Below are 16,731 nucleotides of genomic sequence, written 5' to 3' on the forward strand. Positions count from 1 at the left end.
TCTTACATTCCAAGCTTCTCTAAAACTCGCTCAATTGCCCCTGTAACAAGACTTTCTGCTCTCTTTTTGTAAAGCTCCGTGATCAACAGGTCATCTGGTATTGTCGCATAAATATACTCATCACTGACGTTTGCCACCCACGGACCCACTAGCTTTCCAGCTGTCTTGTGGTTGTAGATAAGCCTATAAGCGTAGTTTTTCTTATCGCGGTCCATGAATATCTTCGCAGAAACCAGTGGTTCTTTCTTTGTCGGCGATAAATGGATGTTGGTTTCAACTTCCTTACCAAATTGATAATAATGCAATTGAGCCGTACACCTGGTGATATCTTTCTCCTTCATTGCATCCAAATCGCCCTCGAACTCAATAGTTATAGGACGAACAGGCGGCGTGAGAGTAACACCTTCCCAGCTTCCTTGCATCCATTGTGGGTTTGCAGGATAGATGTTGCCGCCCTTGAGGCTCCATTGCGCTTGGTATTCGTATACATCGGGATTGGAATCATCTCCACGAGCGTATGTAACAGAAGCTGTTACACCATTATTTTTAAGATAATTTGCATCAATCGTTACATGGTCTTCAAAGTCCCGACCGCTTGTTCTCTTTTTCCGAACATTAACAGTCACATAATTAACAGCCTCATCAAAAATCTCTTTGGCATCAAGGTCGAGAATGAATTTTATGTCTCTATGAGTGAAGAAAGGATCATTCAGGTTTACTGCAGCTACACACTTCGGATTATTCCTGACGCCGTCATACCACTCAGCAAGATTTGCCGTCAGCTGCAAAGTTTCACGATAAGGAAGGCTGTATTTAAGGTACCAAAAGCGGTCCTTCATTTGTTCCGATTTTGCAAACTTGTAATGACTCATCTTATAGCTGTCACCGCGTACCGCTGGTGCTTTCGGGTCACTGTCGCCCGACTTGTCTCTATCCTCTTCATTCAGCATTTCTTCAGGGCTTACTTGCTCACTTTCTGCAAAGCTGTTGAGAAAGAATTGGAAGAATGCGTCGCGAATTTTTGCTGTACGCTCGTCGGAGATCTTTTCCTTGAAATTCATGACTATAATTTCTTTTTCGCATAAGAAATCAAACATTTGGCGGGTTTCATTGTAAGTATATTTGTGGTTGCTATTACTACACCAAAATAGGAAACACTTTCTATTGTATTTGTGCTCATATTCAACGGCGAGACTGTCTGCTTGTTGCTGTAGCTTTGACCAATGGAAATAGATTGTCCCCTCAACAGCAGGCATCATGGTATAGTATGCTAAGTTGAATGAAAGCGATATGTCGGTTATACTCCGAGATTTTTGGAATGTTGCATCTAGCAATTGCGCGCCGTTCGCGGTGAGCCTTGCCGCAGCAGCTACTCGCTGCCCAGGCATAAGTGGCGCTTTGCCCGATGTTATAAGAGATTTCGTCAACCCTTGGTCTGTCAGTGTTGCAGATGTAATCTGAAAAGTACTTGTTTCGCCATCAGGCACAACAGGCGCCGCACCAAGTATTTCCGCCTTTGGTTCTTTCTCCCTAACAAGCCTCAAGAGCTCTGCTTCCTGGTCTTTCGTGAGACCAAATTCCATCAGGAAGTGGAGAAGCCCCCCTTTTATTCCTCCAGCTTCCTCCCTCTGCTCTGTTGTAAATTTTAGAAATAGAAATTGGGGCGTGCCATCCTCCTTTGTTGCAAGATGCAAGTTCGTTGGCAAGTAATAATACTGCGGTTTCATCTGGGTTGAGGACTCCGATTGCAACAATGTTACCGCTGTCCCATCCGACAGGGTTACAGTTTTCCGCCCTTCATACATCATCCCTGCGGAGCACTGAAATGCAACAATCAAAATAACCAAAATTGTAATAATCCCTGCAAACAGAATCTTCGTTTTGCTCATTGCTTTCCATCCTTTCCTTTTGGACTATATCATAACAATCGCTCTATCTCGGCAACTCGTCTACAAATATAATGCCACTAGTATCGGCTGTCAGTGGCTTTGTTACTTCACTTCCATCGTTTAACCCCCACCTAACCTCATAATCATAGCGATATTCTCCTTTAGGTTGGATTACAGCAATCCTTTCCTCAATTGGCTCGTTCTTAACCCTAATTAACAGTTGCCTACTCTTCGGTTTGCCAAAAAAGTCGTATACCAACTTAACTACGCAGTACTTAACCCCTGTGTTCTTCATTGCTTGTACATCGCCTTCGATTAATATCTCACGCCTTTCATAGGGAGGCACGACATTTATCATAGGAGAACTTGTTTTGCGCCATGCTTCTTCCAGCATTGCGCCATCACGAAAACTCCACTTTACGCGATACTGGTATTCAAGCCATTTAGCTCTATCATTGTCGCCATTCCAGCCGTATACAACCGAGAATTTGTTTGCTTTCTGTGCGAATGTATCCCTATCTACTACTACCTCCCCTACCGTAGAATTGCCATTTTCATGTTGTTTCTCGATTGTCACAGTAACGCTGTTAATATACTTGTCAAAGTCCTCAAGGAGGCTACCATCAACACTAACAAACACCTCTCTCTGGGAAAACATTGGGTCGGCTAGATTGACTGCTTTGAAGTATTTTTCATTGCCGCCGTATTTCTTGTAGAGGTCACCTATGTTAAAACTAATCAGCGCTATTCGCTTTGACACTGCTTGGTGGCTGAAATTAAGCACAGTATGACCGCTTGAAGATATCTCTTTCAGCCTGTATGAACCTGTTAGCGAGAAATAAGAAGAACCACTGCTTGACCCACGTGTGACTAACTTCATCAACGAATCAAGAGCATTTTCTTGTTGAGAAGGCGGTGGCGGCTCTTCGACTCTTGTAAAAAGTAGATCAAGCAACTTGCTATAAACAGTATTCAGTAGTGCCTCAGTCGGGGCATGTTCTCCTCTGCTAATCAACTTAATTGCATTGTTTCGCATCAGACGCTGGAAAGCGAGGTCTACCTCCGCGCCAATACAATAGACTTTCGCTCCTGCTTTAAATTGCTGATCCTTCTGCACCTCGCTCCAATCAATGTCAACTGTAGCGTCATATGCGTCGCTGAGACCCTCAAATTGCATTTCAAAAACGACTGAGACATCGGGATTAGCCATTTGAAAACTGTTGTAAAGTATTTGAGCACTTTGTTTATCAAGGTTGAACGAGACAGCTATTTTATTCCCCTCAAGAACTGGGGCATTTCCTGTTGCAATCATTTTCCGCTTCGCGTTATTTTCGCCATTCAGTGCATCAATCGTTGCCAAAGAAGAAATTATTGCGTATCGTCCGGAGGTGAATATTACTGGTCCTCTCAGCCTGACTTCTTCATCATCGAGAAGCTTCCTAAGCTCAGCCTCCGCTTTCGAAACTTGTTCTTTTGGAGTTCCGTATTCTGCAAGGAAATGAAGAACACCGCCTCCTGCCGCCTCTGTGATTGTGGTGGAGTCCTCAGAACTCGACTTTATGTTTTCGACATAGCGCATGAAGCTAAATTCAGGTCCACCATTCATGTCAATGCTTAAGTGACCATCGGCTGGGATATAAAGATATTCCTTTGGATTCGTAACGAGTGGAAAGCACCACAATCCAGCTACTCGAACTGCCCTATCAATCAGTATTTGCTGGGCATGGCATGCGATTGTAGTAATTGCAAAAACAATGACTAGATAAAGCAATAAAAAAGGCGTCCAAAAACATAATCGGAAGCGCTGAAAACTTTAGCTTTTCCCATACTCAACTTTGGGCCTCCTGCGAAGGCGGAATAAGCACAAAGTAGGTTTCTTTTGTTTCGCCGAGATCCTGCACAATCTTCCCACCATCTTTGAAGTACCAGGTTACTTTGGCCTTGACTTTTGACCCCTTATCCAAATACAGTGTGACTTGCGAAGTACTCTCGGTATCTCTTGCTCTAAGAGTAACCCTCGTTCTCTTTGGCTCGCCAAGAACAGGATATTCGAAAACCAGATTCGCGCTAATAACGCCCTTATCGTTGAATAAACCGCGGTCGGCATCTACTTCAATAACCTGCTTGTCGAATGGTGGTACCAAGCTAATTGCCGGGTCGTTGGCTTTTAACCACTTAGTTGGGTCAGATGGAATGCTTATGGTATCGCGATTTCGCACACTCCACATAACTTGATATTCGTAATCAAGCCAGCCTGCATCTTTTTCGCCTAGTCGAGGATATGTTACCTCTTGCACCAGCTTTCCATCCTTAACGTTTTCATGGCTAAAACGCAAAGTGCTTGTAAACTCAGGATTGTCACCTATTTTCTTTCTTACATTCACCGCAACAAAATTGATAGCGTCACTGAAACTACTTGCAAAGTCGCCATCGACCTGAAAGTAAATTGTTCGGAACTCGAAAGCTGGGTCTCCAAGGTTTATAACGCGGAAATACCGGGGGTCGTCTTTCAATGCATCATAGAGCCCTCTAATATTGCCGGCTGTATTGACGGGCACTTTCACAGTGGAGTTCTTTGTAAGGATTACTGAAAAGGTATTTTGACGAATATCCTCACGTTTCTTCATCACGTATTGATTGTCCGTATAATATTTCTGGTCACCAGTTCCTGTGAAAAGCCTTGCAAGCCACCCCTTCGATTGACGACCTGCAATTTGACTCTGCTCTACAGCAACTTCACGCGGCGGATCTGCCGAGAAGCCAGTTTTTGCATCAAACATTAGTTCAATAATCTTGTTTGTAATCGTATCGACTAACGACTGAAGATCCCCAACCTTAAGGTCCAAAGCCTTTGTCCTATCAAGCACCTCTACTTTGATGGTGCCGTTCCGTCGAAGTTCATCAACAATGTCGCGAACTTGCCGCCTGGTGTAATCTTGTTGGACGTTGATTACCTTAGAAAAGTGGTTATAGACAGTAGTAACGTCAGCTGTAATCCGAGCATCAAAGCCCACTACTGCCGCCTCGTAGTATGCATTAATGCCAATCGAAACATCAGATGTGGGGCCGGATAAAGAATCCCATAAAAGGGTAGCACCTTGCTGATTTAGAACTGCCGCCACAGCCGCACGGCTGCCGGGCGTGATGGGAGCTCTTCCACTTGTAACTACCTTTCGCGTAAACCCGCCTACATCGCTCAACACCGCCGATACTACTTCGAAGCTACCTGGTTCATCCTCTCCCTCAGCAGGTTCTGCCTGCATTAGCGGAACAGGACCCACAATTTTCGCGTCCGGAATGTTTTTCTTTAGCTCTTTATCGAGTTCGGCGACTACTTCGGCCGGCAGGGTAAACTCGACCAATGCATGAAAAAGGCCGCCCCCTGTCTTGCCTGCCGGGTCAACATACTTTAGGCACAGAAAGGCTAGCGTCCCATCCTCATTCACGGCAATTCGGGGATAAGTAGGCACATAATAGTATGACTTTGGATCGGCATAGTCCTGAAGTAATTGAACCCCATTAATCATCATTCTGCCTTCGTCCATTTTTACCAAGGCATAACCAGAACTACAAAAAATCACTAATACAACTACCACCAGGCAAAGTATATGGATTTTTGTCATTGTTCGTCTCCTAAATTTGAACTTTCGGAAGGCTTTGGTAGTTCTTCCGAAGGCGTTGTAACGTCTAACATCTGTGACCATGGCTTGCCAAGTTGCCAAGGTTTGATTTTCTCTTCGCCACTCGCTGTAATCTCGCGAATCCTGTATACATAAGGTTCCTTTAGAGAAACGGCAAATTTAAAGCGAACTGTGGCAGAATATATATCTGGCGTTGATTTTGAGAAAGTTACCATAGCGGTTAACGGCTTTCCCGTGATAGATTTCGCTTGGATTTCAACTACTTTCTCAAATAGGTCAGGGCGAAGCGAATTATTGAAATCATAGCAATAAACAGAGAGTGCTGCATAATTAGCTGGCACGCTTTCATTAATATCAATCTGCTTGAATATGTTCGGGTATTTCGCGGCATCAACAGTTACGGACACCGCATCTGCTAAAACTATATAGGGGTCGGGTTTTGGCTTCTCAGCCTCGCTTGATTCTTCATCGTGATTAATGTCAATATTTCCCTCAACCTGTGGGGTTTCTTGTTCCGAAGCGATGCCTTCAGCATAAAAAGCATAAGACAGGCTCAGTATCACTCTTCCCGCCTGCAATGCATCCCAAAGGGCTTGGCTAGTCAAATCATCAGGAGCTATTGTAAAAATGCGCTCGCTCCAATAACCCTCTCCAGGAGCCGTGCCTTCGACATTTTCCAACGAACCAGCTCCGATAACTGAGGACTTAGAATCTGAAGCAAGCTCCTCGCGAGGTTGGTCAACTAAACGAGTATAGTTTAGCAGGGTTTCTACTTTGCGAATCGGCAGTGGTCGAAGATTTGGCACAGATACGCCTTGAGTTCCGAGCTTTGCCTTCACCAACGCAATTCTTTTTGCTTCGATTGACGCCATCTTGACTCGAAAGCTGAGAATGCTTTGGGTGCGGAACTCCCCTTTGTCGCCTGAAACACTAGTGCCCATATACCGCATTTGCAAGAAGCTAATCTCAGGTGCCCCACTAGCATCAACGGGTATTAACAACTTCCCCGGCGCATAATAAAAGATTGAGGGATTCACACTGTCGGGGTAGATTCGAACTCCATCAATTTCTTGTGGCCTCCCAAGAAGTGGAACTGCCACCGACCAGGCATCCGAGATCAGCAAAAGAAGAATGGTCAAGAATGCACTTAGGCGTTTTATTATCCTTGGGTAGCTGGTTGCTCGGCAGGCGCGGGCGATTCGGGCATCGTTGGTACTCCTATAATTGAACGAAGCTGTGCCGAACCCACATAAATCGTTAGGTTGTTCGATTCCGTCCACGTTGTACCTTCCTTTGTGGTGCCATCGGGATTGACAACCGTCAGCTTGTATTTAAACAAAGGATCTCCTGGTTTTTCTTCGCCAGGTTGTCGATTTACTAGGTAAACTGGGCCAACTTTGAAGCTTGTTCCATCTTGGGTCAATTCAAGAGTCTTCACTATTTCTCCCGACGCATTCGGGTCAAAATACTTAGAAGATACGCTCACAAGCACTAGCGCTACCCCAGTGTCAGCCAACGGAGTCAAAGTGCGGAAAGTAATCTCAGACTGAGTAATGGAAGTCACGCCGCCAGTTACAGCTTCGATTGCTTTTGCGGTAGCATCCTGGTCGTCTGCAATCAAGGAATAATCTACCCACATTTTGAGCGCTGTTGTATCCAGCCACGATGGCACTTTGTGAGCTTCAATAGTAGCGCTTGCCCCGCTGGGAACAATTGTGTCAGCTAGTTCATAACTATAGACAACAGGTGACTCCCCAGGCACAAGAACGTTGAGATACTTTATTTTTGCAGGGAAGAAAGACGCATTCCTGAACTTCACACCACGAGCAAACTGCCTGGTTCCAAAAGAATGTTTATCTGCAAACTTTATGAGAATTGGAATGGTAACCTCAAGTGAACCACTACCTGAGCTTGAAGCAGATTGATATGTTACCGTTCCGCTTACCCCAAGGCCTTGGGTTAAAACCATTTGCAAGTTTTCTTTTGTAACTGGGTCTGTGGTCAGAGAGATATCAATCATACCAGCAATATCACTAATCCCAGTCACGCTTATTCGCTCTGGTGGAATATTATACTGCCCCAAATCGCCTTTCAGCGAGACCCACATACTGCTGAAGGGGAATGGTTTAAGATCTCTAAACTTTCGTGAAGTGCTTTCGCAATACTTCTGAAGCAACTTTCGAATAAGAGCAATATCCGATGGGTCCACGCCTGACGTTAGGCGCGCGGCTATTGACACAACATTTGCATTAGACTCACCGGTTGATACTCCGTAAAGCATGCAGAGTGCGTATCCTGTATCTTCATCCCAATATAGATAGTAACCACGCGGAAGATAATAGAAATAACCCGAGTCGGGGTTCGCATCCTCGTAAATATTGGAGTGTAGGTCCATTATATCCTCAGCGGTCAATCCAATATCAGAAGATAAAGTATCGAAAAGCCGTATTGCATTGGTGCTTGGACCTTGCCCATTGTTGTCTTTCACGTCTTTCGGCAATCCCATAACCAAGTTTGCTGCTTTCAATCCAGCAAGGGATGGGGTTATCTTTATTACTGATGTGGTGCTCTCAGTACCACCAATATTTGATGGCGGACGCGGAGTCACATCTTTAGAGATTGTTTGTACTACAGGTTGAAGCTTGTCGACTGCAATTTTGGGACCTGACGAGCGCCCATCACCAACCGGTCTGAGCACCGGATTCGCTGTTACAAAAACCTTTGGATTGAGTACAAGGCTCGGTCCGCTTCCGGCAGTAAGCGATTTGCTTTTCCCAATAGGCTCTGCAACTACCTTAATTATCATCTCTTCGGGTGCAAGGCTCTTCTCCCATTTTTTATTGCACTGGAAGACCTTGATAGCAGCTTTTTTAAAATCACCTTCCTTGCCTATCGAGACCACGAGAAACGATTGGTCAAATTGTGTTCCGCGGGCGACATTTGCCCCTATTTGCAGCTTTATTGTAATTTCCCCTTCGGTTGCGGTTAGAACTGTTTTCGACGTGCCTACTTCTTTTAAAGTCCTTCGTTTACCATCCTCAGCACTTACTATTAGAAACATAGCCTCAGTGGTTTCTAACTCTTTGTAAGCTACCCTAACTACTAAGGAATCTGCTCGGTCCTCAATAACTTGGACGCCCTCAATCTGTGCTTTCTTTGTTGAAAGAAGTTCACGCGCAAGATCCGGAAGCGCTGTGCTTTCCTTGAGAGTCACCCCTTTCAACCCACTGAAGTTGTCAGGGGTAGCACAAGAAACCCTGGCACCCAAAAGCGCAAAAATAATTCCTAGGAAAGCACAGGGAGCTGGGGAGCGGAAATACGACGGCATTGGGCTATACCTCCTTGCTAGCATGCCATACTCTCAACGGTAGCGGCTCACTCACCCTAGTGTAGTCTATGAACGCTAATCTAATAATGGCAAGTCCCAACACCGCCGAGAGAGGATTTTACCTTGTAAGAATAATTATAGGTTTGTGAAAAATAAATGTCAATTAATTTTTGAATAAGCAACCTGTTTATCTATCAACAAGACCCTAGACTCAACAAGCAGACTATGTTAGGATTGGTTATCCAATTGCTTTTAGGGAGGATTCATAGATGCCAGTATATGGGCAAGAATTGCCTAAAACAATGAAGGCTGTTGTTACTTACGGCCCAGAGGACTATCGTCTAGAAGAGCTTCCGGTTCCTCAAGCAGGCCCTGGCGAAATAATCATAAAAATTGACCACGCTGGAGTTTGCGCAAGCGATACCAAATGTTACTTCGGCGCTATCCATTTCTGGGGCGATGGGAAGGTTGAAGGTTACTGTAAGCCTCCTTGCATTGCCGGTCATGAATTTGCCGGCACAGTAGTCCAACTAGGCGAAGGAGCGGCTGAACAACATGGGCTTGATATTGGAGATATGGTTGTTTCCGAGCAAATCGTCCCTTGCGGAAAGTGTCGCTATTGTACAACGGGTCGTTACTGGCTTTGCGCCGTGCATGACATCTACGGCTTTAGGAGATGGATGCCTGGCGCATGGGCAGAATACATGAAACTCCCAGCAAATTCACGCAACTACAAACTTCCCAAAGACATGCCTAGAAACCACGCAGCGGTTGTCGAACCGCTCGCGTGCTCTATTCATGCTGTCAAGCGAGCACAAATCCAACTTGGCGACGTAGTTGTCATTGCAGGCGCAGGTCCCCTTGGCTTAGGCATGGTTGGGGTTGCACGTCTACTAAATCCATCGCTTCTAATTTCAATTGACCCTAGGGATTACCGCCTCAAAGTAGCAAAAGAGCTTGGGGCTGATCTCACAATGAACCCCAATAAAGAGGATGTTGTCGCTCGTGTATTGGATCTCACTGACGGCTATGGATGCGATGTTTACATTAATGCAACAGGATATCCTGAATCTATTCTCCCCGGCTTGATGATGCTCAGAAAGCTTGGTACTTTTGTAGAGTATGGCGTTTTTCTAGCGCCTGCAACAATTGACTGGACGATTATAGGCGACAAGAAAAACCTAAACGTCCTCGGAGCTCACCTTGCTCCGTATACTTTTCCTCTTGCAATTGACTACATAAACCGCGGATTAGTTGACGTCTCACCAATAGTCACTCATGAGCTACCGTTGGAAGATTTTAAAAAGGCCCTGCATATGGTTCGAGAGGCAAAGGAATCTATCAAAGTTCTCCTGAAGCCGTAGTTTGGCATCAGGTATTCTTGCCAGTTTTTCTCATTTAAAGTTGACAATCTATATCCCTGACGCTAAAATGGAATCGTATTAAGAAGGTGTCTCCAATGCTCCGCGGGCTAATTGCGTGTCTTCTCATAATCGTTCTTTTTTCTACCATTTCGTTCGCCCAGCCCGATGATTTTCGTTCGATATTAGTAGACGCTTGGTACTGGGGCTCTGGATATGCAATCATAAGCCCAGAAGCAATCCAAGAAACCGTAAATCGCATCAAGTCGTGGAATTGCAATGCTATACTAATTCAGGTCCGAAAAAGATGCGATGCATATTACAGCTCTTCAATAGAACCATTAGGTACAGACCCCTCGCCAAACCCTGGATTCGACCCATTGGCTGATATGGTGAGCAAAGCTCATCAAGCCGGCTTAGAGGTTCACACGTGGGTTGTGCCATATCGGGTGTGGACCTTGCCTACCCCTCCACCCCACACCATGCCAGAGCATATCTACTACCTGCACCCCGAGTGGTTCAGCCAATATGCAAACGGCGACAAGCTTTGGGATGGCCGTTACACAAGCCTCGACCCAGGACTACCGGAAGTGGAGAACTACCTAATTCAGGTATTTTTAGACATAGTAAGCAGGTATGACATAGACGGTTTCCTATTGGACTACATTCGCTATTACGATATTGGATGGGGCTACAACCCAGCAGCGGTTGGGAGGTTCAATTCTGAATACGGGCGTACGGGGCTACCCTCAAGCATGGATCCCCTATGGCAAGAGTGGCGGCGCAATCAGGTATCTAACCTTGTCAAGCGCACATACCTTGAAATTAAAGCGATAAAGCCCCATGTTAAAGTAGGAGCTCTTGTCTGGCGCACAGCGGCTTCCGGACGCGCGGAAGTTCTCCAGGATTGGGACAAATGGATGGCAAGTCACTGGTTGGATTATGCATCCCCTATGAATTACACAACAGACAACCAAACGTTTTATACTAATGCCCTTGACAGTTTGAGCCGCAGTTACGGCCATCACATCTACATGGGCATAGACGGAGAAATGAATAGCATCTCAAACAGCATTTGGCAGATAGAGAATGCACGCAACGCAGGTTTTCCAGGAATGCATTTATATAGCTATGCTCACCCAAACGCTGGTGTACCTGACCAAGATGGTTTCAAAGCGGCCCTACTTGCAGGTCCCTACCCAACGCCAGCAACAGTGCCTGCCATGCCGTGGCTTAATAATCCAACTAAAGGCTACCTCAAGGGATTCATTCGCAACGAGGCAGGCAATGCTGTCTATCCGGCGACTGCAAAAATCCTGGAGCTCGGGCTGAGTGATAAGAACTCTGGCACAGGGTTCTATGGCTTTTCTGAAATCACGCCTGGAACATATACCATCTGCGTAGAAGCACCTGGATACACTGCCATCCAAAAAACAACCACAATATTGGCCGGTCAGGTCGCCTGCCTAGATTTCACTCTTCAACACGAGACAAGCCCCCCTACAATATCCAATGTCCGTGTCGAAAATGTCCATGCCACGCATGTACAAATCAAATGGGACACAAATGAGCCCGCTACTAGCATGGTGGAATACGGCATTAGCCCAAACTATGAAAATTCTTCTATGGAAGACATGGCGTTAGTAACGTCCCATACCGTTCAGCTTTCCGGCCTTAAGCCGCTCACTACATATCATTTTCGCGTGAAATCATGGGATGCGGCAAGAAACATGGCTTATTCCTCAGATTATATTTTCACCACTACCGCCAACGACGAACCATATGAAATAATTATCGATAACCTTGATGCTGGATGCTCTGCTTATGGAGATTGGTGGACAGGAACAATTGCAAGCCAAAAATATGGCGCCAATTACTTCTATACCACAACCGCCGACCCTCGAAGATTTGCTATTTTTAGGCCCGAGATTTTGATTCCCGGCTTGTATGATATCTATATTTGGTACACCACAGGAACAAATCGTAGTACACAAGCTAAATGGCGCGTTTATTACGACGGCGGAATGGAGGAATTCAGAGTTAATGAGCAGATTAACGGTGGAAAATGGAATCTTCTAGTTGCCGGCAAGCCATTTGCTAGGGGAAACTCCGGCTACGTTGCAACTTACAGCGACACTGGCGAAACTTCTACGATGGTAATCATAGCAGACGCTGTGAAGTTCGTGCCATCTGCTATTACAATAGCAGACGCAAAGAACCGCCCTGACGGCATGCCGGTTGTACTCGCTGGCAAAGTTGTAAGTGCTGGGTTTGGCGACCATTTCTACATATGCGAGAGCAAAGAGGAGCAGGTCTCAGGTATTCGCGTAAACGGCGCTTCGCCTGCAGAAGGAAGCTATGTGAACGTTTCGGGTACCTTGGATACGATGGATGGCGAGCGCGTAATTACGCCATGGAGCATAAACTCATATCCGGGCCCAGGAACACCAAACCCCTTGTTAATGCTGACCAGATGTGCAGGAGGTGCGAGATTGAACCAATACACCCCAGGCGTAAGTGGGGGCATTGGCACAAATAACATAGGCTTACTTATCACCATTGCAGGCCGAGTTATTCGATTGGCGGACAGTTTCAAAGTTGATGATGGTTCAGGCACTCCACTCGAAGTTGATTGCTCAAACCTAACAAGTTTCCCGGATGAGGGAAGCTTCGTCCTAGTTACTGGGATAAGCAGAACAAAACAAACTGAAGACAAAATACTTCCACTCATAAAGCCCAGGCGCGACTCAGATATTATTAAGCCGTAGTCCTGGAAGAGATTCCACAAAATCTACTTTTTCCTCTTCCTGCAAAAAGCACCTTACCCAGGTTGTGCTATGTTGACTCAAAAGCCCTCAATGGAATATTATCTATTCGACTAAAATGATATTCTTTAGGAGTAAAACGATGATCGACGGAAAAGACCTGTATCTTGCACCTATGCCGAAAAAGATAAGCCGCAGCAGCGGCGTCTTTAATATAGAAGGAAAACGTTACATTGTCTTAGACGCCAAAAACCCGCAGTCGCTGATTCCTGCTGCGAAGATGACAGGACTTGACCTGGAGATCACGGCTAGCCCAAGAGTCCCAAAACAACTCATAGGAGCAGTTATTCGCTTAGACGACATATCACTGGCAAAGATAGTTACTCACGCAAGCAAAACCGCCCCCGAAGGATATAAGCTAACCATAAGCCCAAAAGGAATAGAAATTACAGCACGCACACCAGCAGGCGCATTCTACGGCGCTTGCACACTAGCTCAAATTCTTCGTCAATCTCAGAGTGAAAATTCCGGGTCTCATAATCAAAAATCAAAACCCAGAAATGTAATTCTTCGATGCCTTTCTATTTCAGACTGGCCCGACTTTCCCGCCCGCGGCGTAATGATCGACATAAGCCGTGACAAAGTGCCGACAATGGAAACCCTATATCATATTGTGGATTTGCTGTCTGAATGGAAGATTAACCAGCTGCAACTCTACACCGAGCATACATTCGCATATCCTGCGCATCCCACAGTCTGGGAAAAAGCAAGCCCAGTGACTGGCGAAGAAATCATGGCTCTTGACGCATACTGCCGCGAGCGATTCATTGAACTGGTGCCAAACCAAAATTCATTCGGACATATGGAGAGGTGGTTAAAACATGCAAAATATCGGCCAATGGCCGAAGCTCCACGGGGATGCGATACCGAATGGGGACATTTTGATTACCCGTTTAGCCTCTGTCCAAGTGATAAACGAACTATTCCATTCATTAAAGGACTCTATGAGGAACTCTTACCGCACTTTACTAGTCAAATGTTCAATGTCGGCTTAGACGAAACCATAGACCTTGGCTGTGGCAGAAGTAAAACCTTATGTCAGGAGCGTGGAACGGGGCGAGTATATCTAGACTTCGTCTTGGAAATATACCGGCTGGTCAAGGAACACGGCCGAACAATGCAGTTCTGGGGGGACATAATCCTTAAATACCCTGAACTTATCTGTGAACTACCGAAGGACATAATCGCACTTGAATGGGGCTATGAAGCCGACCATCCATTTGCGGAGCATGGAGCAAAATTCCGCGATTCAGGGATCCCATTTTATGTATGTCCCGGAACATCAAGCTGGAACGCTCTGGCGGGCCGCACAACAAATGCAATCGAAAATATTGTAAACGCGGCAACGAATGGCAAGAGATTAGAAGCGATTGGACTTCTAAACACAGATTGGGGCGACAACGGCCACTGGCAACCGCTTTCAGTGTCGTATCTTGGTTTTCTAGCGGGGGCGATGGTTTCATGGAACTCAACGGTTGACCCAAAGAAAACAATAGTAGAAAACCTTTCTATTCATGCCTTCGGAGACCGCACTGGGAAAATGGGACGGGCATTCTATGACCTTGGCGACATCTACCGCCGTTTCAAAAAGAGAACGTTCAACTCAACCGTACCTTGGCAGATGCTATTCAGAGATATGAACGATCCCAAATTCGCAGAGAATCTCTCGCTCGAAGAATTCGCAGAAATGGAGCGGCGACTAAAGGAAATAGCAGACACCGCAAGAGGAGATGATATGCATGCTGTAGATGCGGAGATTGTACGCGAAGAGTTTGCTCAGGTTATAAAGATGCTCCAACTAGCTGCCGATGTTGGAAGAATCAGGCTCGGTACACCAAAACCAAGAAACCTTGCCTCACGCGTGGCCGAGCTCAAAAGGAAACAAGAGCGAGTTTGGCTTCTTCGAAATCGGCCGGGAGGATTGCAAGATAGTTTATCTAAGATTAAAATAGGATAAGAAACCACCGTATTTATTGAGCGTTAGTTGGATTTATCCTAGCAATGACATCCAATAATCACGCTCACGGTGGATTCCGCTTATAAAACAAAATAACAAAAGGCTCGATGGTGAGCTGAAGAAATTACTCCAAAGGAGGAGAACAGTTCATGGACGAAACACGTCTAGCGTTGACGCCCAACAAGATTGCTCGTTTTCTTAACAAACCCCCCGCAGAGTTTACAAAGCAAGACCTCATAGCCTTTATAGAATCCAACAACATCGAGATGGTAAATTTCCGTTATGTTGGCGGGGATGGGCGCCTCAAGACACTTAATTTCGTAATCAGTAGCCAAGAACACCTCGATCAATTGCTTTCAGTTGGAGAAAGGGTTGATGGCTCAAGTTTGTTTTCATATATCGATTCGGGGTCAAGCGATCTCTACGTGGTGCCCAAATATAAAACTGCCTATGTAAACCCATTCGCACCCATTCCAACCGTAGACATCCTCTGCTCCTACTATACAAGCGAAGGCGAACCTCTTCCTATTGCTCCAGAAAACATTGTCCGAAAGGCACACGAATCGCTTAAGCGCGCCACTGGACTAAGCCTCGATGCATTAGGTGAGCTGGAATATTACGTCCTTTTCGAAAAGCAACCCCTCTATCAAACCCAACCACAAAGAGGCTACCACGAATCACCTCCATTCACGAAATGGGAAAACCTGCGAGTTGAGGCAATGCAAGCAATAGCTCAGGCCGGCGGCAAAATCAAGTATGGGCACTCGGAGGTTGGCAACATCCATGATGAAGACTTAGAAATGGAACAAGCCGAGATTGAGATGACGCCAGCTCCCATCGAAGATGCAGCTGACCAACTCGTAATAGCTAAATGGATTCTCCGAATGATAGGCTACAAATATGGAGTAACAGTTACGTTTGCACCAAAAATCATGGTTGGCCATGCGGGCAGCGGACTCCACGTTCACATGCGATTATTAGATAATGGTAAGAATGCGATGGTCCAAGGTAACAAACTAAGCGATGCCTGCCGTAAAGCTATTGCTGGTTGCCTTAAGATGGCACGCTCACTAACAGCATTTGGCAATACTGTACCTACGTCCTATCTAAGGCTTGTCCCACACCAAGAAGCACCAACGAACATATGCTGGGGCGACCGAAACCGGTCGGTCTTAATCCGCGTACCTCTTGGATGGCTTAATGTAAAAAATATGATTAGGGACGCCAATCCGCAAGACGAATCTTGCGAAACCAAATGTGTTGATGCACAAACCATAGAGTTCAGAGCCGGCGATGGGTCGGCAAACATTCATCATTTGCTAGCTGGCTTAGCAGTAGCCGTGCGACATGGCTTTGAAATGAAAGACGCCTTGGAGCTTGCCAATAAACTTTACATAGATGTAAACATATTTGCGGAGGAACACAAAAAGATTCAAGAGAAGCTTCCCCAGCTTCCAGCTTCTTGCTGGGAATCAGCCAACTGCCTAATAGAAGATAGAGCCATCTACGAAAAAGATGGCGTCTTCTCGCCATTAGTGATCGATGGTATTGCTAAGACCCTCAAATCCTATGACGATAAGGATCTAAGCGAGCGTCTCTATGGCAAAGACGAAGAAATTAGGAAACTCGTAGAAAAATACCTGTATTGCTGAGAGTAGGTAAAAATAATGCACTCCGGCGTTCAATAATTTTGGCTAGCTAACGTAGGCAAAATTAATCATTGGCAGAGA

Annotated in this window: 8 protein-coding genes; 4 read left to right on the forward strand and 4 right to left on the reverse strand. The window is 45.7% G+C overall.

All coding sequences use genetic code 11. From position 1 onward, the window contains the following. Positions 1-2: 2 nt before the first annotated feature. The 4 genes from K6T99_06075 to K6T99_06090 all read right to left on the reverse strand — a co-directional run bounded on the left by K6T99_06075 (position 3) and on the right by K6T99_06090 (position 8,858). Positions 3-1,889, reverse strand: coding sequence for a hypothetical protein (locus K6T99_06075; GenBank protein ID MCL6519381.1), 1,887 nt, complete (start codon positions 1,887-1,889; stop codon positions 3-5). A 43-nt stretch (positions 1,890-1,932) separates the two neighbouring features. Continuing rightward, positions 1,933-3,660 carry a hypothetical protein gene (locus K6T99_06080; protein ID MCL6519382.1) on the reverse strand — a complete coding sequence of 576 codons (1,728 nt, stop codon included), beginning with the start codon at positions 3,658-3,660 and terminating at the stop codon, positions 1,933-1,935. 58 nt (positions 3,661-3,718) lie between these two features. After that, positions 3,719-5,512: a hypothetical protein gene (locus K6T99_06085; protein ID MCL6519383.1), complete on the reverse strand. Its 1,794-nt coding sequence runs from the start codon at positions 5,510-5,512 to the stop codon at positions 3,719-3,721. A 1,177-nt stretch (positions 5,513-6,689) separates the two neighbouring features. After that, a complete protein-coding gene (locus K6T99_06090) occupies positions 6,690-8,858 on the reverse strand; it encodes a hypothetical protein (GenBank protein ID MCL6519384.1) in 2,169 nt (722 codons plus the stop codon). A gap of 269 nt (positions 8,859-9,127) precedes the next feature. Here K6T99_06090 and K6T99_06095 point away from each other — a divergent pair, with 269 nt between their 5' ends. From K6T99_06095 to K6T99_06110, 4 genes are all read left to right on the forward strand, one after another. Further along, on the forward strand, positions 9,128-10,222 hold the full coding sequence (locus K6T99_06095) for an alcohol dehydrogenase catalytic domain-containing protein (protein MCL6519385.1): 1,095 nt from the start codon (positions 9,128-9,130) through the stop codon (positions 10,220-10,222). A gap of 95 nt (positions 10,223-10,317) precedes the next feature. Then, on the forward strand, positions 10,318-12,987 hold the full coding sequence (locus K6T99_06100) for a family 10 glycosylhydrolase (GenBank protein ID MCL6519386.1): 2,670 nt from the start codon (positions 10,318-10,320) through the stop codon (positions 12,985-12,987). A 139-nt stretch (positions 12,988-13,126) separates the two neighbouring features. Then, on the forward strand, positions 13,127-15,001 hold the full coding sequence (locus tag K6T99_06105) for a family 20 glycosylhydrolase (protein MCL6519387.1): 1,875 nt from the start codon (positions 13,127-13,129) through the stop codon (positions 14,999-15,001). 149 nt (positions 15,002-15,150) lie between these two features. Then, positions 15,151-16,653: a glutamine synthetase family protein gene (locus tag K6T99_06110; protein ID MCL6519388.1), complete on the forward strand. Its 1,503-nt coding sequence runs from the start codon at positions 15,151-15,153 to the stop codon at positions 16,651-16,653. Positions 16,654-16,731 lie beyond the last annotated feature (78 nt).

The sequence above is a fragment of the Armatimonadota bacterium genome, assembly GCA_023511795.1.
Lineage (GTDB): Bacteria > Armatimonadota > UBA5829 > DTJY01 > DTJY01 > JAIMAU01.

Bases quoted from the DNA above. Each gene is read 5' to 3' on its own strand.
- K6T99_06075 (MCL6519381.1), bottom strand. From the start codon at position 1,889: ATGAGCAAAACGAAGATTCTGTTTGCAGGGATTATTACAATTTTGGTT.
- K6T99_06085 (MCL6519383.1), bottom strand. From the start codon at position 5,512: ATGACAAAAATCCATATACTTTGCCTGGTGGTAGTTGTATTAGTGATT.
- K6T99_06090 (MCL6519384.1), bottom strand. From the start codon at position 8,858: ATGCCGTCGTATTTCCGCTCCCCAGCTCCCTGTGCTTTCCTAGGAATT.
- K6T99_06095 (MCL6519385.1), top strand. From the start codon at position 9,128: ATGCCAGTATATGGGCAAGAATTGCCTAAAACAATGAAGGCTGTTGTT.
- K6T99_06100 (MCL6519386.1), top strand. From the start codon at position 10,318: ATGCTCCGCGGGCTAATTGCGTGTCTTCTCATAATCGTTCTTTTTTCT.
- K6T99_06105 (MCL6519387.1), top strand. From the start codon at position 13,127: ATGATCGACGGAAAAGACCTGTATCTTGCACCTATGCCGAAAAAGATA.
- K6T99_06110 (MCL6519388.1), top strand. From the start codon at position 15,151: ATGGACGAAACACGTCTAGCGTTGACGCCCAACAAGATTGCTCGTTTT.